Raw genomic sequence first — 23191 nt, 5'->3', positions numbered from 1 at the left:
TGTTAGGTGGACGTCAACCACTACCTAAAGAGTAAGTTCAATCGTAAAACAGGCGACAATAATGATATAAAAAAGAAAAGGTTGTCTTTATCAAAAATAGTATTCAGGCTCTGATTGTCAATTCTACTTTTGAGTGTTTTTACATAGGTTCATTAGTAGCAATGCAGTCAGGAGTGATGCTTATAAACGATCTATCAAATGCTACAGACCGACTGATAAAGCTAATGTTGCGTTTTGCCATTCTGTTAGCAGTACCTGTGCTCGCCATTCCGTCTCTCATTGTAACGTTTTATCCTCATCAGGATACAACTGCTAAAAATGTCAGTGCACCAATATACTGGATGGATGCAGAAATCAGTTCATTTCATTCGACAACAGGAAAAATAGCTACAGCAACGAAGGCAAAGGAGATTTCTCTTGGTTGGTTGAGCGGCAGCAATACTCAAGTAGCCGGATATAAGCATCTTGATATCATTTCTCCGCTTTTTGCCACAATAAACGCTTCCTATGGGACACAACAAGTATTGGCACCTGAGATGATCACTCGCTTACATCGTGAAGGGAAGAAGGTATGGGGAAGGGTGGCCATGCAGCAGCAATCTTCCGGAGAAATCAGCCGTTTTCTTACAGATCGGAATAAAATGGGGCAGGTGATTCAGGAAATTAGACTGGATGCGGAAAGGAGCCATTTAGACGGGATCAATCTCGACATCGAAAATGTTGCTGTAAAGGACCGGTCGGCTTTTACAGTGCTGATTAATGATTTTTCGAAAACCTTGAAACTGGATCAAATCACTTTATCCATTGATTTGCAGCCGGAAATGTTCGGCGGACAAAATAGTTATTTATCGTTTAACAAACTTATCGGAATGTATTGTGATTATATTGTTCTTATGGGCTACGATGAACATTGGTCAACGGATCCTTACCCCGGTCCGGTCACTTCGCTTCAATGGCTCAGAAAAAATATAGAACAATTGATTCAGACGGATATTCCGGCACAGAAACTGGTGCTTGGACTTCCTTCATATACAAGAATTTGGCAGGTGGGGGTAGACGGGAAAAGTTTGGGCAGCCAGGCGTTATCAAGTGCATACGCCAGCAATCTGCTGAAAACGCATCATCCCGAAGAATGGCAGCCCGCCAATGCTACCTATTATTTTTCCTACTCCGAGCAAAATAAAAATTATGAGGCCTGGCTGACAGACGACCGGTCCATAAAAGCGTTTTTAAACTTATCCAATCAGTACCATCTGGCAGGTTTTGGATTCTGGAATTTGGATATGATGCCTTCGAATGAATGGAACACGCTTAGTCGTACTGTGTATTCAAATTAATAGGACTAACTCTTATAAGAAAATATCAGTCTAGTCTTTTGTAATTTCCTCTTTTGGACGTTCTCTGAATTTGTTTCTACGCAGGACAGTAAAAAAAGCCGTATTTTTCAATCGAAAAATGCGGCTTTTTACTGTTAAAAGTTTATCGTTTTTGAAAAATTACTTGGAATTCCTTGTACTCAGTTTGTAAAATATTTCTGGACAACAGATTTTAATTGACCGGGATCAAGGACAACCTCGTCATTATTTGCTTTCAAAATGTCATCGTACATGACCGCATTTTGACCTTTGACTTGATGGTATTGGATTTGCTGCTCCGGATGGAAATCACTCCTGACACCCAGGCCCATACTGATCATGTCGTCCGTGGTCATATTGGTCCCAATAAGAAATTTTGATGTAGACTGAGACAGGGCCGGCAATTTGGTGATATTTGAAGGCTGCATTACTTTTTTCGCAATGCCGATCAACGCAGCTTCCTGTAACTGCTGGCGCCCGTAATCAGTTCCAGGGACCGAATCGCGTTCATGTACAATTTCGGTTACCATTTTACCATTGAGCGTGTGCATCCCGGCAGAAAAGGTCATGTTTTTATCTTCGGGATACCATGGATGAGTCAGTGTGACATTAAAAGGAACATTCATCTGTATTCCACCGATCGCATCAACCATGTCCTGAAGGCCCCAGTAATTCGTTTCTGCATAATAGTTGACCGGAACGCCGGTGAGATTTGAGATAGCGCTTATAGCATCAAGAATTCCTTGCTTTGTGCCGTGATTAATCTGTGAAACGTACTGGACACTAGTCAGTTTTGTGTAGCCGTATCCGGACATATAGACACGCGTGTCGCGAGGAATACTCAGCACGTCGTACTTATGATTGTTCAAATCGGCATGAATAAGCAGTATTGAATCTGTATGCCCGGCCGGGTCTGTTTTGCGAGCGTCGGAGCCAATGAGGAGTACATTGAAAACGCCTGATTTTTCTTTATATTTACTGAGCGCATTATTGTTTTTATTAGGGCTCCCAATAGCTTTTAAGTGACTGAAATGAGTCTGTGGACTTAATTGGTGTGATTCATAGGCAAAGACACCCGCCGCTACCAGTATCAGAGCCGCCAGAATTAAAAGAGTATAGCGCAAAACTTTATGATGTTTTTTAGATTTTTTCAGTGAATGACGTGATTCACTGTCTGTGCTAATCTGTGCCACGACTGCTGCTCCCTTGTTAAAATTTAAGGTTATCGTTTATATCTTTTCTGATGCAATAGCTTTTGAGATGATTCTTTACTCTAAGTTTGCACATTATATATACTGCTTTGGCTGTATTTCAGGATTAATAAAAAAATTATAATAATTGACTGATTAAAACGAGTGCACCGACGGCCCAGCAATAATAGGCAAATGGCCGCATTGCCCGAATTTCTTTTTTCTTAAACCATTTCATCAAGATCCAGATGCTGATGAAAGCGAAGATTCCAGCCATCAGGCCACCCAGCAAAGACATCTGCATCAGTCCGGGAGTATGGGCTTTTAAGATTTTAGGTACTTCGAGAATGCTGGCACCCGCGATAATCGGCGTCGCCATGATCATGGAAAACCGAGCTGCAGATTCAGTTTTAAGTCCCATCCAAAATCCTGCAATCATGCTTGATCCGGACCGTGAAAATCCGGGGATAAGAGCGAGCGATTGGAAGAGGCCAATGATGAAAGCCTGCCCCATTGTCAGATCCTCGATGTTTTTTTGTCCTCTCGAGCGGATTTTCTCTCCAAAGAAGAGGAAAAATCCATTAATCAGCAAAAAGATAGCCGCACTGGTTACGTTACTGAACATATGGGTAATAGGCTTTTGAAGAACTACACCGATGACGCCGGCAGGAATTGTTGCAACAATAAGCAGCAGCAAAACTCTTTTACTCCCGGTAAAGAGCGAACGGATAATAGCGAACCAGTCTTTCCAGAAAAACAGGAACAACGCAATCGCCGTCCCCAGGTGGAGCATGACGACATAAGCTAAGAAGTGTTGGTTCAGAAATGTCGGACTTAAATTCCAGTGAAAGACGTAGGGAACAAGTACCCCGTGAGCCACGCTGCTGATAGGAAATAGTTCAGCTATTCCCTGAACGATAGCAAAGATCAAAGTCTGCAAGATAGTCATAAAAAAAGAGTCCCCTTCCAAGTATGATCGTTCGAAATTTAATGGTACAATAGCACAGTAAAAATGAAGTATAGATTTCAGTCCGGTGCTGCAGAAAAAATGATTTCTGAATTTTACAGACCCCGATGACGCCTAGACTAATAACTACAGGATTCGTTACAAACCTGGGAACTTGCCGCGTCTGATCAGTAGTAAGTTTGGTTGGCACACTTGGACTAATTATCTCTGCTGAAATGCCGCTTTGCAAGTCTTGTACTATTACTCTATTTTGAAGCGACAGCATGGCAATTTGTAAACGATAGCGCCATCTAAATAGCCGATCGGAAAAATGTAATCCGGAATGACATCAACAGGTAAAATAGAGCAGTGCACCCTCCATTATCGCCAGTTAATACGGAGTCTCCTTCTTCTGGCGAATTTTTTTAAACATATTCTTTAGGTGGCTGATGAAGAGATCAATACTGCCTACTTTCTGAAGCTTCTCCTCAAAATCCGTCAAAATGATTTTTCTTCCCTCTTCTGTTGTTGAAAATTGTTCATAATTGGCTAATTGATGTTCCAGACGGTCAAAAGTGAATTTTTGATTGAACGGATTAGAGGACTTGAGAACCTTTTGAATGGTGGATGAATGGAGATCATTATCTGAATGTACCGCTTGTTCTTCCGGTCCTGAAGATAACCTGCCGATACAAATAAATCGGTAGCGGAGACACCGAGAGATTCAGCAAATTTTTACAAATGTTTCGGGCTAGCTTTCCGTTTACCGTTTATTATTCTTGAGTCGCGGCTACATCAGTTTTCGTGAGTTTATTAAGTTCCCGCATAGATAATGACCGCTGTTTCAACAACTTTTTTAGCAGCGAACCGATCTGGTCAGTATTTCTTGCTTCAGACATGGATGGCCTTCATCTCTATTGTTCTCTTTTTTTAAGCCTCTTTTTAAAGTAGGAAGGCATTTACGAACTTTATGTTAAGATCATTGTTCATCCATAAGCATTATAACAGCTTAAAATGACATTTTGTCAAAAAATAATTGCATATTGTCAACAGACGCTTTCAATTCAGAAGATGTCCATAAAGAAAATAGTCATGATGAAGCCCATTTTTCCACCTGTAAATTCGGCGTACGGTCTATAAATATGTTGACATTACACTGTTAATCGCCTTATAATACACAAGGCAATTGAATAATTACGGTAGGTGAGGCTACCGCAGGGATACGGATTGCTGCCGCGGAGTAGTGGAAACACTATGAGAAGGTAAACAGACTATGTCGAAAACAAGGCATAGTTTAATGCAATTTCATCGCCCTGCGAAGCTAAAGCTTGAACGTGAACATGCTTTATTTAAAAGGTGTGTTTTGTAGACAGAAATGTTAATCCTCTGCCAAGCGTCTGAGCTTTGGTGGGGGATTTTTAATTTCTGAAAGGAATACTGCCGGATTTTTAATTGATCGTTTAAAAGGAAAATGAGGTGAGGAAAATGGATGAAGGAAGTAGTAAGGGCATAAAACCCGACGGGCGAAGTACCTGCGATAAAAATAAGGTACGAGAGTGCAATGAATCTCCCTGTCTGTTTTTCTCATTGAATCTGATATAGAGGTTAGGAGCGCTTATCCCCTGCGTTTTGTGCCTTTTCTTCCTTTAGTTTATCCACAGGAAATAGTGGCGGCTTAAATAGCTAATAAACTAAGAATCGGAGGTTAAGGACCATGAAAAAGAAAATTATTTCAAACGTTTCACGTTCTGTATCGCCTGTCGCAAATGAATTGATTATAGCGAGCAGAATGGAAACAGAAGAATTGCTAAAAAAGTATAATACCCATTTGACCGGATACAACGAAGAAGCTGCAGAGGATCTCAGAGATAAATACGGAAGCAACGAAATCTCTCACCAGAAGCCGGAATCGGTCTATAAAAGATTAATCGGGGCATTCGTCAATCCCTTTACGGTTGTGCTTTTTATACTTGCGATCATTTCGTTTATCACTGATGTCGTTATCGCGGCGCCCGGAGAGAAAGATCCTTCGACAGTTATCATTATTTGCACAATGGTAGTTATTAGTGGACTGCTTCGTTTCATTCAGGAAACGCGTTCCAACAATTCTGCCGAGAAGCTTAAAGCTTTAGTTCATACAACAGCAGCCGTTTCCCGCGGTGAAGAGGGCAAAAAGGAAGTGCCGCTTGCGGAGATCGTTCCCGGAGATATTGTCTTTCTGGCGGCAGGAGACATGATACCGGCTGATGTTCGTGTGATCGCCTGCAAAGACCTGTTTGTTAGCCAGTCCTCTCTTACCGGCGAGAGTGAGCCGCTTGAGAAGTATGACCGTTCAGTAAAGGATGACAGTCAAAATCCGCTGGATCTCCCTAATCTTGCCTTCATGGGCAGCAACGTTGTCAGCGGATCCGCCACTTGCATTGTTCTCGCCACGGGCGATTATACCTGTTTTGGTTCCATGGCCAAGACCATCACCGGAAAGCAAGTTGTGACAAACTTTGAAAAGGGCGTCAACTCAGTCAGCTGGGTGCTTATTCGCTTCATGATGTGCATGGTGCCTGTCGTATTGTTTGTCAATGGCTTTACGAAAGGTGACTGGTTTGAGGCGTTCTTATTTGCCCTCTCTGTCGCAGTCGGCCTGACACCTGAAATGCTGCCGATGATCGTAACCACCAACCTTGCAAAAGGCGCGGTTGCGATGGCGAAGAAAAAGACGATTGTCAAACATCTTAATTCGATGCAGAATTTTGGGGCGATGGATGTTCTCTGTACAGATAAGACCGGGACAATAACGCAGGACAAAGTCGTCCTGGAACGATACTTGGACATTGACGGTCATGAAGATGAAAGAATTCTGCGCCATGCATTTTTAAACAGCTATTACCAGACGGGGCTTAAAAACCTTATGGATTTTGCGGTTCTCAATCATGCTAAATCTGAGCCCTACCGTTCCATGCAGGAACGATACACTAAGGTGGACGAAATTCCGTTTGATTTCAACAGGCGAAGGATGAGCGTTGTCATCCGTGACCATGACGGTAAGACTCAGCTGATTACGAAAGGCGCAATCGAAGAAATGTTGTCGATCTCGGCCTACGCCGAGTATGGCGGTAAGATTGTTGAACTGACCGATGAGATTAAGAAGAAAATTCTTGCGACGGCACAAAGAATCAATGGTGAAGGCATGCGCGTTCTGGCTGTCGCGCAGAAAACCAATCCGTCTGTTGAAGGCATCTTTTCTGTAAAAGATGAATCCAACATGGTGCTGATCGGCTATCTGGCCTTTCTCGACCCTCCGAAGGATACGTCAATGGCGGCCATCAAGGCACTCAACGATTACGGAGTGGCTGTCAAGGTGCTGACTGGTGATAACGATGCGGTGACTCGATACGTCTGCAAACAAGTTGGACTGAAAGTCGATAACCTGCTGCTGGGTACAGATGTTGACAAGATGAATGACCAAGAGCTTTCCGAAGCTGCGGAAACCACAAGCGTTTTTGCAAAACTCAGCCCGCAGCAAAAAGAGCGGATTGTCACTATTTTAAGGGAAAATGGCCATACCGTTGGTTTCATGGGCGACGGGATTAATGATGCCGCCGCCATGCACAAGGCAGATGTCGGTATCTCAGTTGATACAGCAGTTGATATTGCAAAGGAATCTGCAGATATTATCCTGTTAGAAAAAGACTTGATGGTGCTTGAGCGGGGTGTCTTGGAAGGACGCCGTACTTTCGGAAATATAATTAAGTATATAAAAATGACGGCTAGTTCCAACTTCGGCAACATGTTTTCGGTAGTCACTGCCAGTGCGTTCCTTCCTTTCCTGCCGATGCAGCCCATTCAGATCCTTTTTCTGAATCTGATTTATGACATTTCCTGCATCGCGATTCCATGGGACAACATGGATGAGGACTATCTCAAGGTTCCGCGCAAATGGGATGCTTCTTCGATCGGCAGTTTTATGATCTGGCTGGGGCCAACTAGTTCAGTGTTTGATATCACTACCTACATTGTTATGTTCTTTGTCATTTGTCCGGCTGTTGCAGGTGGAGCGTACGGGGTTCAAGGCACCAACAGCGGACTGTTCGTCACTCTGTTTAACGCCGGGTGGTTTGTAGAGAGCCTGTGGTCGCAGACCCTTGTCATCCACATGCTGCGCACGCCCAAGGTTCCATTTATACAGAGCAGGGCGTCGCTGCCGGTTCTGCTGTTTACTTCCGCGTCCATCGCGGTTGGAACCATTGTCCCTTACACGCCTTTTGGGCACATATTGGGGATGTCGGCAATGCCTGCTTCTTATTTTCCATGGTTGATCGGCATGATCATTTGCTACATGCTGCTGGCGACATTCCTTAAAACAATGTATAAAAGAAGATATGGTGAACTGCTGTAATCGTGGAGGAGGCAGATATTATGATTAACGGACAGAATTTTTACACGGCCGTCGGATTGTATGGAGCATTTGGTGTCATGCTGCTTGGACTGTTTTCAACTTATCCAGCGGTCAAAGCATTTGAAAAAGGCCGGAATTTTTTAAAATGGTACGTTTTCGGATTGTTGCTCTTTCCCTTTGCGTTTGTGCTGTCTCTTGTTATTCATGACAAAAGAAATGCTGATTGAAAGTTGGGTTCATTACACGGAGCAGTTGAAAAAGTCTCTGGAAATAATGGTGCTGGTGCTGGCTGCATTCATACTCATTACTTACCTGATTGATGCTTGTAATATAAATAGAACAGGGATTAAAAGTCGGGAGAATTATTTTTCTTCCGACTTTTTAACTTGCCGGAAAATTCGCATCTGGAAGTCATTTATGAGAAAGGGATACGAGCTTTTTCCGCCGGATCTGGTTTTCGAATAATGGATAAGACTTGTTAAAAAGAACCAATTCCTTTATTTTATATATAACTAATATTGCTTGAAACATTTTCATAATATAAAACGTTTAGTGAGTAAATCTTTTTTTTGAGGTGAATGGTCATTCGCAAGATTAATATCATTATTATAAGCAGCATCACTGTTTTTGTCGTACTTATTATTGTGGGTATAGCGGGGCTGAGCTATTATCAGGCAACCCGGTTTAACCACTCAATCATGATCAATGGAACAGACGTGGGTGGACTGACAGCTGATCAGACAATAAAAAAGTTAAAGGCACTGGTTTTAAAAAATGAAGTCTATATCGGCGACAAGCTTATTGTAAATGAAAAGGGCACGAAGGCGGGTTTTACAAACAACGACCTGCCTTCAGTCAGAAGTTTGTTAAAAAAACAGCAGACGTGGTGGCCTTCTTCAGTTGCAAAGGACTATTCACTGGTGCCTTCAAAGGCAGAAAATGAACGCAGCCAAAAGCTGAGGGGAGAAGTAGCGGCCAAAATTGCGTTAATGAACAAAAGTCTTAAAGCACCGTTGGATGCCCGGGCCTCTTTGAATCAGGGCCGAATCTTTGTTTCTAATAGTGTAGGGGGCGAACAATATGATACTGCCAAACTATTAAAAGATTATGATCAACATGAGTATTACAGCGTGATCCATTTGAAAGCTGTGCGCTCAGTGCCGATCGAATCGGACAGCACAATTGTTAAGAATGAAAAGAAAAAACTGCAGGAACTTGTTCAGAAGTCTGTCGCTTACCAAGTTCAGAATACAACTTACACACTAAAAGCCAGTGATTTAATTAAAAATGCGACGGTATCCAAAGACATGAAGATGACGATTGACACAAGCGGCCTTGAGAATAGAGTCGCTGCGATCAACCGTTCCCAGTCAACGTTGAATAAAAATTTTCAATTCAAAACGCATTCCGGGTCGGTGATCTCGGTTCAAGGACAATCCTATGGATGGGCACTTGATGTTCCCGCCGAAACAAAACGGATTCAGGATGCCTTAGAAAAAGGGGATACGTCGCTGCGCGCCTATAATGTGTACGGAGTCGGTTACAGCACTTACGGCATTGGTTACCATGTTACAGCGAATCACGGTATCGGCGACACATACGCAGAAGTGTCCATTGAACAGCAACGTATCTGGATTTATCAAAATGGTAAATTAAAGGTGACGACCAATGTTGTCACGGGCAGACAGGATACCCATGAAGATACGCCTAAGGGAGTATGGTATATCATGTATAAACAATCCCCTTCAACACTTGTAGGCAGCGAATCTGGTGATCCGCATTATTCAGTAAAAGTGAAGTACTGGGCACCATTTACGGACAGCGGATGCGGTTTTCATGATGCCTATTGGCGCCATAACTGGGCACCTAATGCCTATCTGAACCAAGGATCGGGCGGTTGCGTCAATACCCCGCCGAATGTTATGAAACAGGTCTATGATAATCTCACGCAAAATGAACCAGTTGTTATTTATTAAATAGTAATCTATCAAACGAAGAAGTTTAGAAATAAGGGGGAGCCGTTTCCATGGGCTCTCCCTTATTCTTTAGGCTACGTCTCCCTTTTGTAAATGGAATCTATCACGCTGGGGTGGAAATTTTTATTACTTGGAACAAAATCGAACGAATGCATCATGAAAAAGCGAGAAGATTATGATAAATTAAAATTAAACAAGATCAAAAGGAGAAAGATTATGGATAAACATTCGCTGAATGGACAAGATCGACAGGAAAGCTCGCAGAAAATGCCATTGCCTCACAGTGAGCGCTCTCAAGTAGTGAATGCTCAAAAAATCGGGCCGGCAGATCCGGACGAAGAAATGACAGTCACTGTTCTTGTGCGCCGCCCTTCGATTGACCATTTGTTTGGTGAAAAACAGGTAAAGCAGCTGAGCCGGGAAGAGTTTGCCGGTTCTTACGGAGCAGACCAGGAGGATTTGAAAAAGGTGGAATCTTTTGCAAAGGGCCATCATTTAAGTGTGAAAGAGGTTAATGGCGCTGCCGGAACGATCATTCTTTCAGGCAAAACGGCTGATTTTAATCATGCGTTCGGTGTTCAGTTGCAGCGATACAAACATCCGAATTTTACCTATCGTGGGCACAGCGATTCGATCAAAATTCCAAAGGACCTTGCCGGGATTATTGAAAATGTTTTTGGACTTGACAATCGTCCCCAGGCAAGAACGCATTTCCAGATTCTCCGTGAGACTAAGAACGCGGTTCAGAGTCGGCAGACATCGAAATCGTATACACCAGAGCAAGTCGCTCAACTATACAGTTTTCCCACCGACAGCAAGGCAAGTCAGCAATGTATCGGGATTATTGAACTGGGAGGTGGGTATAATCCAAGTGAGTTGAACGAATATTTTACAGAATTGGGTATTGATGCACCGGTAGTGATTGCAGTTCCGGTGAATGGTGCCGGCAATCAGCCGACTGGGGACGCCAATGGTGCGGATGGTGAAGTTGTTCTGGATATTGAAGTAGCGGGGGCGGTTGCACCGGGAGTGAAAATCGCTGTTTATTTCGCTTCCAATACGGATGCTGGTTTTCTGAATGCAATCAACAAAGCTGTTCATGATAACGAAAATAAACCTTCTGTTGTTTCGATCAGCTGGGGCAGTGCGGAGAGTAATTGGTCAGAACAGGCGATGCAAGCGATGGATCGTGCGTTCCAAGACGCTCGTGCGCTCGGTGTCACAATTTGCAGTGCGGCAGGGGATCGCGGTTCTTCTGATGGTGTCGATGACGGTCTCGTTCATGTAGATTTTCCCGCATCCAGCCCGAATAATCTTGCCTGTGGCGGCACAAGGCTGGAAGGGACAGGGGCGGTCATTGCGGACGAAACCGTTTGGAATGACGGGCCGGACAGTAGCACGGGAGGCGGCGTCAGCCAATATTTTGCTCTTCCCGAATGGCAGATGTCCGCTCAAGTGCCGCCTTCTGCCAACCCAGGGGCAAAGGTTGGTCGCGGAGTTCCGGATGTTGCCGGCAATGCGGATCCCGAAACGGGTTACCGGATTTTAGTGGACGGGCAGCGGACAGTCATTGGCGGGACCAGTGCTGTTGCACCGCTTTGGGCAGGACTTATCGCTCTGATCAATCAGGATCTCGGCCGCCCGGTTGGATTTATGAATCCCACGCTATATGGAGGATCTTCACGTTCTTCACTGCGAGATATCACAAAGGGAAATAATGATTCAAGCCGGGAAGCTAACGCTTATGATGCCCGTACAGGATGGGATGCGTGTACCGGTATGGGAAGCCCTATTGGTACAAATCTTGCCGGTGTCTTTCGGGTATAACTGAAGCAATGAAATTCAGCAATAACCTTAGCGAGTGAGATGAAATGAAGGACTCATCTCACTCGTTTGCCGTACCACGGCTCATTTATAAAAACTAGAATAATAAAAATTAGGTTCCCACAAATAAATCAGCCGTCACGGAAAAATATCGGTCATCCTGTAAATAAATCAGTCGTCACACAAAAAAATATCGGTTTTCACAGTCGGAGGATCGTATAGTCCAAATGAACATCCTCATTGCCCTGGTCCTTTTTATCTGCATAACACCCAAATCTAAAACCGGAGGTGAAAGCTTTCTCTGACCTGAAAAAAGCTTGAATTTTTTGTCGGTCCTTTTTTAAAAATGTGACCTTGATCGAAGGGATCTGTATTCGTTTTCCAGTTCTGTTAACGTCAATTCAAAAAGCTGCTTTCCGTCTTTTTTGAATACATCTGCCTCGATCAGCTGATCAATAAGTTCTTGACGTCTAATCTCCACAACCTGTCGTAATAAAGCACTCATTTAACATGTGCTCCTTTCTTGTGTGAAAAAATAAAACCTTCTCTTCAGAAAAGAAGAGAAGGCGATCTTTTAGATCTTCTCAACTTATCTTCAAAGCAAAACACTTATTGGAATTAGCACCGTGTCTACAACGACCGGTTGCTGAGGTTTCATTGGGCCAATCCCTCCGCCTCTCTGGATAAGTAGGAAAGTTATTCAATTGACCTCATCATAAACGCATTAATCACGGTTGTCAACTATGAAATGAAACCATATATACTTTTGATGAATGATGATCTGTAAAAATTCAAAACGGTCACCTGTTTCACGGGTGGCTGTTTTAAGTTTCCCGGTACACTATCCATTTTTATGGAAAAGAAAAGAAAAGTTAAGCTTATTTTAAGACAGTTAGGTGACAATCGTACTATGAGATGGCCATTCTGAACTATCAAAAACGCAACGGCTGAGGAGGAACTTTGCTTGGACAGGTTGAAGAAAAAAACATTGGATTATTATTTTCTTACCGTTACTGTCTTTTCACTGCTTTTGAATTTTTTTCTGTTAAACAAGGCCGGAACAAATGAATACTACACTATAGCGGTCAAGAGCATGATGAAGAATTTCCACAATTTCTTTTATGCGTCATTTGACCCGGCAGGATTTATTACAGTGGACAAACCGCCGGTCGCACTCTGGCTTCAGACGTTGAGCGCAAAGATTTTCGGTTTCGGCAATTTCAGCGTCCTGTTCCCGGAAGCAGCGGCAGGTGTTATCTCCTGCATGATTCTGTATCAGATGGTCAAGAAGAAAGCCGGTCGGACAGCTGCCTTTATCAGCGGGATTTCACTGGCACTGACACCGATTTTTACAACTGTTGCCAGAACCAACAATGTGGATAGTATCTTAATCCTGACTCTGATGATTGCCGCGTGGGCGGTTGTCAAAGCGGCCGACAGTGGAAAAATGCGCTGGCTGATCATCAGTGTCCTGCTTGTCGGCATTGGTTTTAACGTCAAGATGCTCGAGGCGTTTATGGTACTTCCGGCCGTATATCTTTTCTATTGGCTGGCCATGAAAACAGGCTGGAAGAAAAAGCTTATCCACTTAGGACTGGCTACCGTTGTCCTTGCCGCAGTTTCCCTGTCATGGGCAGTGATCGTCGATTCGGTACCTGCCAGCAACCGTCCTTACATCGGAAGCAGTCAGACGAATTCCGTACTTGAACTGGCTCTCGGTTATAATGGGATTTCACGGCTGACCGGGCAGCGGAGTTCGGGCAGTACAGGTATGCAGGGGGGGACGTCCGCCGCCAATCGATCAAGAACGTCTGTTTCCAAGACTGATCAATCTGGAAGCGGAGATAGTATGTTTCCGCCACAGGGGCAAGCAGAAATGTCGGGGAGAAATATGATGCGGGCAGGGGGGCAGCAGGGCGGCATGTTTGGTACCGGGGAGGCCGGCCCACTCCGTTTGTTCTCAAAATCTCTGTCCGGCCAGGCGAGCTGGCTGCTGCCGTTCGCTCTGTTCGGATTGATCGGCCTTGTCGTTGATTTTATTCGCAGGAGGCAATTGACGCAGCAGCATACCTTTGCTATTTTCTGGTTGGCCTGGCTGCTTCCTGCAATGGTTTTCTTCAGTATTGCCGGTTTTATTCATACGTACTATCTCAGCCTGATGGGACCGCCGATTGCCGCACTAGTGGGAATTGAAGCCATCACGCTGTGGTCCTTCTTTAAGCTGGAAAGGAATTCCTGGACCAGCCTGCTTCTGCCGGTGGCTGCCTGTATCACCCTGTTATTTGAAGCACTGATCTTCTATCAAAACAACATCTCTTCGGTTTGGACGGCACTCACGGCGGTTGCCGGGGTTCTGTGTCTTGTATTTGGGCTGATCTGGCGGACGAGCAATCAACAGGGGGCCAAGCGGGGGCTTGCTATTGCAGGTTTGTGTGCTTTGCTTCTTCCGCCTTTCTATTGGACCATGCCCGCAGTATTGAACCAGACAAACAGTTCCATTCCTTCGGCCGGACCGAGTTCGGTGACTGCCGGGGCAATGGGCGGATTTCCACAGCAAATGGGTGATGGACGTTCAATGAACTTTGCAGGCGACGGCCGGAATCAAATAGCTCAGCAGGGATCAGAAACATTTCAGCAGTGGAACGGAAACAAAAGCGGAAGTAGGATGAATGGAGACTTTAATTTCCGCCGCAATGCAGGTGCAGGACGGCAAGGTAATTTCGGTTTCGGAATGGGCGGGCAGGTAGATAACAAGCTGCTCAGTTATCTTGAAAAAAATGATCATGGAGAGAAATTCATTCTAGCTGTTCAGAGAGCGCAGTCAGCCTATTCGATCATGCTTAAGACAAATTATGCGGTTATGACCATGGGCGGCTTCCAGGGCAGTGATCCTGCAATGAATGTGACCAAGCTGGAAAAAATGGTCAAAGCGGGAGAAATAAAATATTTCCTGATTTCTAGCGGACAGGATGGAGCGCAGAATCCGAGTGTCACGGCATGGATACAGAAATACTGTGTGAAAGTACCGGCCAGCCAATGGTTCAGTCAGAATTCCGGTAGCCAAAACGATTTTGGCGGCCAGTCGGCACTTTATGAATACAAAGGCTGAGTTATGCTGCTGGGTCTCTAATAATTGTCTCCTTTTTCTGCGAGCGGTTAAATAAGTTTTAAACTGTAATTTATGCGTGTGGAACGATCAGATCTGTTGACGGATTCCATTCTCATTTTGTACATTTGAAGTAGGCATACTATCTGATGCTAATCACGGACGTGTAACAAAAAATAAGGAGGAATATCCAATGACCGAGGAACGTACGGGAGTTGCAACGGTTGGCGGCAGTCCAATTACTTTGATCGGCCCGGAATTAATGGTGGGCGAACAGGCCCCAGATTTCAGAATCAACAAAGATCTGACTACGGAAGCCGGTCTCTCGGATTACGAAGGAAAAATTAAATTAATTTCTGTTGTTCCTTCGCTGGATACGAAGGTCTGTGACGCCCAGACACGCCGTTTCAATGAGGAAGCCGCAAAACTTGGTGAACTTGTTGCTGTTTTGACCATCTCTGTGGATCTGCCCTTTGCACAGAGCCGCTTCTGCACGGTTGCCGGAATTGACAATCTGGACACCCTGTCAGACTATAAATTCCGTTCCTTTGGCCAGAGTTACGGCGTTCTGATCAAGGAACTTCAGCTGGACATGCGTTCCATTTTCGTCCTTGATGAACATAATACGATCCGGTATGTTCAGTATGTTAAAGAAATGCAAGAGCATCCGGATTACGAGGCAGCACTCCATGCTGTCAAAGCACTGATTTAAAATTAATCAAGCAGTCAGCCTAGTTTCAATAAGATCATAAATATTTGAAATAAAAAAACATAGCCATCCACGCTATGTTTTTTTATGCTTATCAACCTAGATTCCCGGAAAATTATAACAAGGTGTCTGAAAATCTGTACCAATAAAGGATTTTTAGCAAAGCACCATTTCTTCATGGGTATAATTATAGAAGCTGCTGTTGGTCAAAAAAATTAGTATCAGGGTTTTTCGTGACCTTGGTATAAAGACACGGGAATACAAGTATCAACTTGAAAACGAAATCAAATCATCCAGACTACCGGTTTATTTTGTAAATCGGCCTCTCAATCTAAAAATCCGACATGTTACGGAGAACACGGTTCTTCCCCACCTGAAACTGCTAAAATGCAGGTAAAGGGAAGGAGGGGTTCAGTTGAAACTGAATATAGACATCGATCCGGAGTTGCTTGAGGAGCAGGTTGTCATGCATATACGGCGAGTGACGGAAAAAGTGGAGCGAATCCGGAAAATCGTTGAAACCGACGAATCAAAGGGCACTATCGCGGTCGTGCGAGATGACCGTCAGTACATTTTACCGTTGCAGCAAGTGTCACATCTAATGACTGAGAACGGAAAGATTGTAGCCGTTTCCAGAAAAAGAAAGTATTTTTATAAACAATCTCTGAAATACTTTGAAACACATGCCAACTCCGGCCGATTCATACGCATATCGAAATACTGCCTCGCAAACATCGATTGGATGGATTTCTTTGAGGCGGGTTTCAGCGGTAATCTGATGCTGAATTTTAAGAATGAGTGGAAAGAGACTGTGTCTAGAAAATATGTCGCTGATCTCAAAAAAAGACTTTTTTAAGGAGGTAAAAAGGATGGCTTGGATCGCTCACTTATTGAAAATATTTCGGAATGTATTGATCGGTTTTGGTATTGGAGCCGTTTCAACCGCTGTTTATTTGATCATTGCACTGCGTCTCCGACTTCCGGTACTCAGTACGGGATTAATGCTTAAAGAACTGCTCGGGTCGATGGCTTTCGGAGCGTATTGCGGCATTATTTCATTTGTTTTCGAATCGGGGAAGAAAAATCTGCGGAAAGAAAGGGTTGCCCTTTTTCTATTTTGGCGGACCGGATTGCACTTTCTGCTCATGATCATTGGATTTATGATTGCCGGACAATGGCTTGGCTGGTTCCAGACTGGTTATTCCTTTATCTTCTGGCCGCTATTTTCATTTTTATCTCTGTATCTCTTGATCTGGTTTTTTTCCTTCCTGTACAATAGAAACGTAGCGATACAGCTCAATAAGGGTTTAAAAAAGTTATAACATAAAAGTCTTCAACTTGTAATGAAACGTTTTCATAACTCATGCACAAAGCGTATACTATGATCACGAAAGACTATTGTGAGAGATTTTTGCCAGTCAGGAGTGGATATGTGATGAATGCTGCTTTTTTGATCACACCAAAAAGCGAAGTCAAATTTGTATACGATTATTGGACGATGCGTCAGGCCATGGAAAAAATGGAGCATTACCGTTATTCTTCGATCCCGGTTTTGAACAAAAAAGGGATTTATGTAGGCACGCTGACCGAAGGAGACCTTTTGTGGGAATTAAGGGATAATGAAGGGCTTGATTTTCAGGGAACCCGGGAGGTTTTGCTGAAAGAGGTTCCAAGGTACAGGGACATCAAAGCGATCTCGATCGATGTCGAAGTCGACGATATCATTGAGACGTCCCTGAGGCAGAACTTTGTACCGATCGTGGATGACTTAGGGGTATTTATTGGCATTATCAGAAGAAGAGAAATCATTTCTTATTTGTTGGAGTTACGGAAAGAACAACATTTTGATTTAAACGATGTTAAATGAAGCATGTTCAGGTGTTATAAAAAAATTCTGCTTCATTTCACTGTTTTAAAAAGGGCAAAATAGTCCGATATAATTTTTCTGAGTGGACGGCATAACTGGTATGATTTTCTCCATCCAGTAATTGCAGTGTACTGTTAGGCAAATGTTCAGCTATATACCGGGTATGATCGGCCTTGATCAAATCTTTGCTTCCTGCCAGAACGAGGACAGGAAGCTTTACTTTTTTTAGATCATCAGCGGAGATATCTGGCTCTCGAAGCATCAGGCCGATCTTCCGGTCTCTCGTGATCAAATAGGCTAACCTAAAAAGAAAGAGGTAGTTTGATCTGATGCCTGAAGGATTTAAATTGGCACCGCAGACGATCAGCTTTGATAATAGTCCAGTATACTGCCCTGCCAGCAAGAGGCCGACGATGCCGCCATCACTGAAACCGACTAATATGGGCCGGTCAATCTGCAATTTTTTAATGAAGCAGGCGATGTCATCAGTCATTAATTGGTAGCTGATGTCTTTTACTGTTTCACTTTCTCCATGGCCTCTGCTGTCAATCGCGTAAACCGTATAAGATTCAGAGAGCCTGCGGATCGTTTTATTAAAAATACGATGCGTTTCCCCGTTGCCATGCAGCAGGATCAAAGACGGACCATTTCCGCTTTTTTCATAAAATAAAGTCACATCATTGACTTTAATCTTCATCGGTCTCTCGCCTCGATTCTTTGACTGAGATTCAAAGGAGATATAAAAATAATATTTGATTCTATCGTAGCACATTATTTTCTTCATCTTATAAAAACAATGCTGTTGGGTGTTAATAATCCGCAAGTTCCACGGCAATTCCAATTAAATGGAATGGAGTCCTTCCTGATTCTTTAGAGCCGGCCACCCGTGGGTAAGCAGAGAGACAGAGCCGCTATTTCAAAAAAGGAACACGACTGGGTTCCTCCCGTCGTTATTTCATGCTATACTTGGTTTTCCCGATGTTTTCACTATAAAGTAAAGGTACTGCAGGTCAGCGGTATTTTTTGACTGTTTTCCAATGTGTTTGGCCGGAAAGAAGGAATAATATGAGATTCAGAGACTTTCATAAAAATATTAAGATCAGAATCATCGAAACATTCACAAGCCGTTTTGTCGGTGGAATGATTTTTCCATTTATGACAATCTATCTGGCACAGCATTTTGGTGCCAAGTCAACCGGCCTGCTGCTGCTGATTACTGTTTTTATAGGTATTGCCAATTCTTTTCTTGGCGGCTATTTATCCGATCAGTTTGGCCGCAAAAAAGTGATGCTTTGCGCTGAAATAGCACGTCTCACAGCTTTTATCATCATGATGCTGTGCAATTCACCATTTTTTGTTTCCCCATCGGTCACTTTTATGATGATGGTTGTGAACAGTATTTCCTGGGGACTTGCCGGTCCGGCAAATGACGCGATGCTGATTGATGTCAGTACGCCTGAACAGCGGAAAATGATGTATTCGATTACGTACTGGGCGAACAATCTGTCTATCGCAATTGGCGGGATACTGGGTGTGTTGCTATTCCAGCATTATCTTTTTGAACTGTTTATCGCCTTGTGTGTTGTTGAATGCGAAGTGGTCATTCTCGTTGCATTCTTTATTGAGGAAAGCCATATCGGACACGTTGGTACTCTGGGCTTTTCGAAACACCTCGCTCAGTTATTTTCAAACTATCATACTGTTTTCCAGGATAAACTCTTTGTTCTCTTTGTATTGGCCGGTGTCCTTGTTTTCTCAATGGAGCTGCAGCTGACCAATTATATCGGTATCCGGCTGAGCAGGGATATGCCAACCCAGACTGTATTATTCTGGCCGGTCAATGGACTGACTATGATGGGGTTTCTAAGAAGTGAGAATACGATTCTGGTTGCTCTACTCGTCCTGTTTGTATCCAAATTAAGCGGTCTGATGAAAGACAAGACGACGTTAATCTTCAGCTGCACCTTATTCTCAATCGGTTATGGCGTATTGTCGTATGCGAATAATATCTGGTTACTGATCGGTTTCATGATTGTTCTGACGATCGGGGAAGTATTTCGTGTGCCTGTTGAACAGTCTTATACTGCGGCCATTCCCCCAGATAGTGCCAGAAGTACATATATGGCCATTAATGGACTGAAATACAATACAGCGATGCTGATTGCATCGTTAACGATAACTATCGGATCCTTTTTGCCGACACTTGCGACCTCGCTCATTATTACAGGCATAGGCCTGACTGGAACACTGATCTATTATTTGATCATTCCGCGTCTTGAAGATCGGATTTCTTCAAAAAATGGTATATCTCTCAAAGAAAAAAAGGCGGTATTAAGTGAATAATAGAAGACTACCACTGTAAACGTTTTGATCGGTCTGATTTCTATAAAGAGACTTGATACACTATATTATTCATCATTTCATTTTACGATCTATACGCCACATATAGGGACAAAAAAGAGCCGGATTGTCCGGGGAAACATAATGACAAATTTCGTCTGCTTCTGTTTTGGTGATTTTTTTGTTGAATCGTTTGGATAAAAATTTTTCAACATGCGTATCAAAAAGGACAGTACTATTCTCTATATTTTTAAAGTCATAATGAAAATCCAGCAGTAGGATTAAAAATAGAAAATTAGCCTTTTTGTCACTGATGCCGGAAACTCCTTTTATATTCACGATAAAATTGTTGTAATCCAAAGAATTATTCAGCAGTCCGCTTGGAGAAGAGTAGTTGTTTTCTATGACAGCTGACAGGGAAAAAATATAATCGGCCATCTTCCCGGGGAAACGGTGAAGTGCCGGTTTTTTCGCAATGGCGTTTTTAACGTTTTCAATATTATTGAATATCCATTCAGCGTTAAAGTGATCCATCCCGATCCTTTTGCTGAGCCTGTTGGGTAAGTCCCATGCCACCTCCGATTTCACCGATTGGTCGGCGATCACCGCAATCAAAAGGGCGAAACTGTCATTCTCCACAAAACGCCTGCTCTCAGCAGTCATCTGAATCCGATCCAATATGGATTCTGGCTTAACCTCCTCAAAGCTTTTTTTGAGTTTTTGTAATTCAACAGCAGAAAAACTGTTTTCTAAGGATTGAGGAGTTCGCATCTCTTTTCCCCCGTATCTTTTTTAGAAAATAACGTTCACTTTAATAAACGGAGAGGATCTTAATTTTCGCAAAGACGTCCCCGAAAGAAGGCAGTCTAGCAATATCTTTAAATGATCCCGGTTCACAGTTAATGATATCAGATCGCAGAGGTTAAAAAAAGAAGCTTACTGGTGTTGTTGACCTGCTGGAAACCTATTCTATAATAAGAGACAGGGCAGTCATTCTCCCCGCTGGTGGTTATGCCAATCGTTATCTGTGATCGCTACTTTAACGTACATATTCTATCAAGTTTAAGGAGGTAATCGTGATCCATTGCAGACTTGCGACGTGTTCCGATGCAGCACTCATTCACAGTTTAATGATCCGTGCTTTTGCGGAATATCAGAAATCGGGAGCGCCATCCAGTGCTATGAAAGAGACGGCCGCGTCGATTCAAAAATCGCTGGCGGCCAGTGAACAAGCTTTGATCGCCTATGATGACGGATCTACTCCTGTCGGAATGGTCCGTTTTATGTTGCGGCGTGATGATGTGTATTTTTACCGGCTGGCGGTCATTCCTGAAAGACAGGGACACGGTATCGCAAAGACGATAGTGTACCAGATGGAAGAGGTTGCTAGAAGAAATGGAAAGAATATGGCAGTCTGCCGGGTGCGTAAAAACGTCGGGCGTAACCTGAAACTCTATCAATCAATCGGCTTTCATATTTTTGATCAGGAAATAGTGCATAAGCCGGGCGGGATAAACCTTAAGGTCGTACATATGAAGAAAAAATTGTGAAACCGGTGCAGGACGGAGGACATCATGAATCAGGATAAAGACCGTATTCAGTATATCAGAGATGAAGAAAAAACGTACCACGATTTCTGCTACGAAAATTTCACACTATTTAAACCGGGGTCCTGGTTAAACAAACCTGTGCAGACGGTTATGAATTTAATGGCCCAATTTGATGACAAAAAGAATGTTTCAGTGCTGGACCTTGGCTGTGGTGTAGGAAGAAACAGTATTCCTATGGCACAGAGGCTGAATGGTCAAGGTGGAAAAGTAGTCTGTGTTGATTTACTTGATTCCGCGATAGAACGGCTTATACAGTACAGTGAGCAGCATCACGTAGCAGACCTCATCAATCCCTATAAAATGGATATTTCAGATTTCATCATTCACCCGGAAGAATATGATTATATCGTTGCCGTTTCTGCCCTAGAACATGTGGACTCTCAGAAAACTTTTGAAAATGTTCTGTTCCGTATGGAAGAAGGAACGAAGAGTAAAGGGATCAATTGTATTATTGTGAATACTGAAGAAGAAGAGGTCGATGAGAAAACAGGAGAGCATCGGGATGTACTCGTTGAAGTGAACCTGTCTATAAAACAAACCATGAGGATACTTCGGAAGATATACAAGGACTGGGAAGAATTATTGGTTGTTACAAAGCCATTGGAATTCGAGATTAGAAGGCAGGGAAAGCCGGTTTTGTTGAGGACTAAGGCAATCACGTTTGTCGTAAGAAAAAAATAAAACCATAGTCTGCGGGAACAATTGGGTAATCTCATTGCTTACTCAGACACGGTTTTTTCTACTCCATTTTTCTGCGCGTCGTTCTAATAATTGATACGAAACGCAAAAAAGCGCGTCAAGTTTTTGCCTGACACGCCTGTAAGAATATTAATGAAGTCCGTATGAGCAACTATTGCTGAATCTATGATCATGAACCTGATTCAGCTTACAGCGTTTGGTGCGGTTTTAACCGTTGATTTTGCACGTTCCTTTTTGCTTTTTCCCTCCCAGTAAGAGGCCAGAACGGATCCGGACATATTATGCCAGACACTGAATAATGTTCCGGGTACGGCTGCAATCGGCGAGAAGAAAGCCATCGCCAATGTGACACCTAATGCTGAATTTTGCATGCCGACTTCGAACGTGATCGCGCGGCTCTTAGGATGATCCATGCCGAGCAGCCTGCTGAAGAAGAAACCTAAAGTATACCCAAGCAGGTTGTGCAGAATGATTACCGGAATGAGGATCAGCGTGCTGGCGGCGAACAATGTCACGCTGTTTGCCGCTACTACGCCACCTGCGATCATAATAATTGATAGCGTTGATACAAGCGGGAGTGCTTCGGTAGCTTTTTCAACTTTTTTACCAAACAATGTGTTGACAAGTACACCAAGAACGATTGGGATGATCACGATCTCAACGACACTGATAAAGAGCGATCCTGTCGGAATTTTCACCCAGCGTCCGGCAAGCAGCCAGAGAATCAGGGGCAGCATGACTGGCGCGATAAGTGTGGAGACGGCACCAATCGAGACACCGAGCGCAACATCGCCTTTTGCAAGATAGCACATGACATTGGACGATGTTCCGCTGGGACAGCAACCGACGAGGATGACACCAACGGCAACAGCACTCGGAAGATGGAAAACGAGGCAGAGCGCGTAAGCGGCAAGCGGCATGATCAGATAATGCGCGCAAACGCCGACAATAACATCTTTCGGTCGTTTAAAAACTTCGGCAAAATCGGACCGCTTCAGAGTCATCCCCATCCCAAACATGACGATGCCCAGCAAATAGGAAACGTAAGGCAGTACCCAGGTAATTAAACTGGGTTGAAAATAACTGATGGCTGCAGCTGCCAAAACAAATAAGGCAAAATATTTTCCTAAAAATTTCCCCGTTGAAACGATAACTTTCAATGTCTTCAATCCCTTC

At 43.6% G+C, this 23191-nt stretch carries 20 protein-coding genes and 2 riboswitches; of the genes, 13 read left to right on the top strand and 7 right to left on the bottom strand.

Features of this window, described 5'->3' with window-relative positions; translation table 11 throughout:
• Positions 1-176 precede the first annotated feature (176 nt).
• Positions 177-1337 carry a glycosyl hydrolase family 18 protein gene (locus COP04_RS13075; protein WP_157800295.1) on the top strand — a complete coding sequence of 387 codons (1161 nt, stop codon included), beginning with the start codon at positions 177-179 and terminating at the stop codon, positions 1335-1337.
• A gap of 179 nt (positions 1338-1516) precedes the next feature.
• Here the strand turns inward: COP04_RS13075 and COP04_RS13070 are convergent, their stop codons facing one another.
• The 3 genes from COP04_RS13070 to COP04_RS20300 all read right to left on the bottom strand — a co-directional run bounded on the left by COP04_RS13070 (position 1517) and on the right by COP04_RS20300 (position 3866).
• Complete coding sequence (locus COP04_RS13070) at positions 1517-2548, bottom strand: LCP family protein (protein ID WP_239984859.1); 1032 nt, start codon at positions 2546-2548, stop codon at positions 1517-1519.
• A gap of 136 nt (positions 2549-2684) precedes the next feature.
• Positions 2685-3494 carry an undecaprenyl-diphosphate phosphatase gene (locus COP04_RS13065; RefSeq protein ID WP_100488427.1) on the bottom strand — a complete coding sequence of 270 codons (810 nt, stop codon included), beginning with the start codon at positions 3492-3494 and terminating at the stop codon, positions 2685-2687.
• A gap of 258 nt (positions 3495-3752) precedes the next feature.
• On the bottom strand, positions 3753-3866 hold the full coding sequence (locus tag COP04_RS20300) for a DUF1232 domain-containing protein (protein ID WP_239984858.1): 114 nt from the start codon (positions 3864-3866) through the stop codon (positions 3753-3755).
• A gap of 813 nt (positions 3867-4679) precedes the next feature.
• A riboswitch (M-box (ykoK) riboswitch) is annotated at positions 4680-4837 on the top strand.
• 368 nt (positions 4838-5205) lie between these two features.
• On the opposite strand from COP04_RS20300, the gene mgtA reads away from it, so the two are divergent.
• The 4 genes from mgtA to COP04_RS13035 all read left to right on the top strand — a co-directional run bounded on the left by mgtA (position 5206) and on the right by COP04_RS13035 (position 11687).
• Positions 5206-7884 carry a magnesium-translocating P-type ATPase gene (mgtA, locus tag COP04_RS13055; RefSeq protein ID WP_100488426.1) on the top strand — a complete coding sequence of 893 codons (2679 nt, stop codon included), beginning with the start codon at positions 5206-5208 and terminating at the stop codon, positions 7882-7884.
• Between the two features lie 20 nt (positions 7885-7904).
• Entirely contained in the window at positions 7905-8111 is a 207-nt protein-coding gene (locus COP04_RS13050; protein WP_100488425.1) for a hypothetical protein, read from the top strand.
• Between the two features lie 351 nt (positions 8112-8462).
• The gene (locus COP04_RS13040; protein ID WP_100488423.1) at positions 8463-9860 is read left to right on the top strand and encodes a L,D-transpeptidase family protein; all 1398 of its coding nucleotides are present in this window, start codon (positions 8463-8465) and stop codon (positions 9858-9860) included.
• A 216-nt stretch (positions 9861-10076) separates the two neighbouring features.
• Positions 10077-11687: a S53 family peptidase gene (locus tag COP04_RS13035; RefSeq protein ID WP_100488422.1), complete on the top strand. Its 1611-nt coding sequence runs from the start codon at positions 10077-10079 to the stop codon at positions 11685-11687.
• A gap of 337 nt (positions 11688-12024) precedes the next feature.
• Here the strand turns inward: COP04_RS13035 and COP04_RS13030 are convergent, their stop codons facing one another.
• A complete protein-coding gene (locus COP04_RS13030; protein ID WP_100488421.1) occupies positions 12025-12189 on the bottom strand; it encodes a Fur-regulated basic protein FbpA in 165 nt (54 codons plus the stop codon).
• An 81-nt stretch (positions 12190-12270) separates the two neighbouring features.
• A riboswitch (SAM riboswitch) is annotated at positions 12271-12374 on the bottom strand.
• Positions 12375-12648: 274 nt separating this feature from the next.
• Here COP04_RS13030 and COP04_RS13025 point away from each other — a divergent pair.
• The 5 genes from COP04_RS13025 to COP04_RS13005 all read left to right on the top strand — a co-directional run bounded on the left by COP04_RS13025 (position 12649) and on the right by COP04_RS13005 (position 17366).
• Positions 12649-14793 carry an ArnT family glycosyltransferase gene (locus COP04_RS13025; RefSeq protein WP_100488420.1) on the top strand — a complete coding sequence of 715 codons (2145 nt, stop codon included), beginning with the start codon at positions 12649-12651 and terminating at the stop codon, positions 14791-14793.
• A gap of 190 nt (positions 14794-14983) precedes the next feature.
• Entirely contained in the window at positions 14984-15502 is a 519-nt protein-coding gene (gene tpx / locus COP04_RS13020) for a thiol peroxidase (protein ID WP_100488419.1), read from the top strand.
• Between the two features lie 412 nt (positions 15503-15914).
• A complete protein-coding gene (locus COP04_RS13015) occupies positions 15915-16355 on the top strand; it encodes a LytTR family DNA-binding domain-containing protein (protein ID WP_100488418.1) in 441 nt (146 codons plus the stop codon).
• Between the two features lie 13 nt (positions 16356-16368).
• Positions 16369-16821 (top strand): DUF3021 family protein, encoded by a 453-nt coding sequence (locus COP04_RS13010; RefSeq protein WP_157800294.1) that lies wholly within the window; start codon positions 16369-16371, stop codon positions 16819-16821.
• 113 nt (positions 16822-16934) lie between these two features.
• The gene (locus COP04_RS13005; protein ID WP_100488416.1) at positions 16935-17366 is read left to right on the top strand and encodes a CBS domain-containing protein; all 432 of its coding nucleotides are present in this window, start codon (positions 16935-16937) and stop codon (positions 17364-17366) included.
• Positions 17367-17403: 37 nt separating this feature from the next.
• On the opposite strand, the gene COP04_RS13000 is transcribed toward COP04_RS13005, so the two are convergent.
• A complete protein-coding gene (locus tag COP04_RS13000) occupies positions 17404-18063 on the bottom strand; it encodes an alpha/beta fold hydrolase (protein ID WP_100488415.1) in 660 nt (219 codons plus the stop codon).
• A 368-nt stretch (positions 18064-18431) separates the two neighbouring features.
• On the opposite strand from COP04_RS13000, the gene COP04_RS12995 reads away from it, so the two are divergent.
• Positions 18432-19709: an MDR family MFS transporter gene (locus COP04_RS12995; RefSeq protein ID WP_100488414.1), complete on the top strand. Its 1278-nt coding sequence runs from the start codon at positions 18432-18434 to the stop codon at positions 19707-19709.
• Between the two features lie 72 nt (positions 19710-19781).
• Here COP04_RS12995 and COP04_RS12990 read toward each other — a convergent pair whose 3' ends face one another.
• Positions 19782-20477: a hypothetical protein gene (locus COP04_RS12990; RefSeq protein WP_100488413.1), complete on the bottom strand. Its 696-nt coding sequence runs from the start codon at positions 20475-20477 to the stop codon at positions 19782-19784.
• A 305-nt stretch (positions 20478-20782) separates the two neighbouring features.
• Here COP04_RS12990 and COP04_RS12985 point away from each other — a divergent pair, with 305 nt between their 5' ends.
• Positions 20783-21256: a GNAT family N-acetyltransferase gene (locus COP04_RS12985; RefSeq protein WP_338062849.1), complete on the top strand. Its 474-nt coding sequence runs from the start codon at positions 20783-20785 to the stop codon at positions 21254-21256.
• A gap of 24 nt (positions 21257-21280) precedes the next feature.
• Positions 21281-21997, top strand: a complete 717-nt coding sequence (locus tag COP04_RS12980) for a class I SAM-dependent methyltransferase (protein WP_100488412.1) — start codon at positions 21281-21283, stop codon at positions 21995-21997.
• Positions 21998-22197: 200 nt separating this feature from the next.
• On the opposite strand, the gene COP04_RS12975 is transcribed toward COP04_RS12980, so the two are convergent.
• Positions 22198-23175, bottom strand: a complete 978-nt coding sequence (locus COP04_RS12975) for a bile acid:sodium symporter family protein (protein ID WP_100488411.1) — start codon at positions 23173-23175, stop codon at positions 22198-22200.
• Between the last annotated feature and the right edge of the window lie 16 nt (positions 23176-23191).

Source organism: Sporolactobacillus pectinivorans (genome assembly GCF_002802965.1).
Taxonomy (GTDB): domain Bacteria; phylum Bacillota; class Bacilli; order Bacillales; family Sporolactobacillaceae; genus Sporolactobacillus; species Sporolactobacillus pectinivorans.
The sequence above is the reverse complement of the archived record's forward strand: the minus strand, read 5'-3'. Positions and strand labels throughout refer to the sequence as shown.

What these genes read in the sequence shown, in the direction of transcription:
- COP04_RS13075 (WP_157800295.1), top strand. Translation starts at nt 177, where the DNA reads ATGCTTATAAACGATCTATCAAATGCTACAGACCGACTGATAAAGCTA.
- COP04_RS13065 (WP_100488427.1), bottom strand. Translation starts at nt 3,494, where the DNA reads ATGACTATCTTGCAGACTTTGATCTTTGCTATCGTTCAGGGAATAGCT.
- mgtA (WP_100488426.1), top strand. Translation starts at nt 5,206, where the DNA reads ATGAAAAAGAAAATTATTTCAAACGTTTCACGTTCTGTATCGCCTGTC.
- COP04_RS13050 (WP_100488425.1), top strand. Translation starts at nt 7,905, where the DNA reads ATGATTAACGGACAGAATTTTTACACGGCCGTCGGATTGTATGGAGCA.
- COP04_RS13040 (WP_100488423.1), top strand. Translation starts at nt 8,463, where the DNA reads ATGGTCATTCGCAAGATTAATATCATTATTATAAGCAGCATCACTGTT.
- COP04_RS13035 (WP_100488422.1), top strand. Translation starts at nt 10,077, where the DNA reads ATGGATAAACATTCGCTGAATGGACAAGATCGACAGGAAAGCTCGCAG.
- COP04_RS13030 (WP_100488421.1), bottom strand. Translation starts at nt 12,189, where the DNA reads ATGAGTGCTTTATTACGACAGGTTGTGGAGATTAGACGTCAAGAACTT.
- tpx (WP_100488419.1), top strand. Translation starts at nt 14,984, where the DNA reads ATGACCGAGGAACGTACGGGAGTTGCAACGGTTGGCGGCAGTCCAATT.
- COP04_RS13010 (WP_157800294.1), top strand. Translation starts at nt 16,369, where the DNA reads ATGGCTTGGATCGCTCACTTATTGAAAATATTTCGGAATGTATTGATC.
- COP04_RS13005 (WP_100488416.1), top strand. Translation starts at nt 16,935, where the DNA reads ATGAATGCTGCTTTTTTGATCACACCAAAAAGCGAAGTCAAATTTGTA.
- COP04_RS13000 (WP_100488415.1), bottom strand. Translation starts at nt 18,063, where the DNA reads ATGAAGATTAAAGTCAATGATGTGACTTTATTTTATGAAAAAAGCGGA.
- COP04_RS12995 (WP_100488414.1), top strand. Translation starts at nt 18,432, where the DNA reads ATGAGATTCAGAGACTTTCATAAAAATATTAAGATCAGAATCATCGAA.
- COP04_RS12990 (WP_100488413.1), bottom strand. Translation starts at nt 20,477, where the DNA reads ATGCGAACTCCTCAATCCTTAGAAAACAGTTTTTCTGCTGTTGAATTA.
- COP04_RS12980 (WP_100488412.1), top strand. Translation starts at nt 21,281, where the DNA reads ATGAATCAGGATAAAGACCGTATTCAGTATATCAGAGATGAAGAAAAA.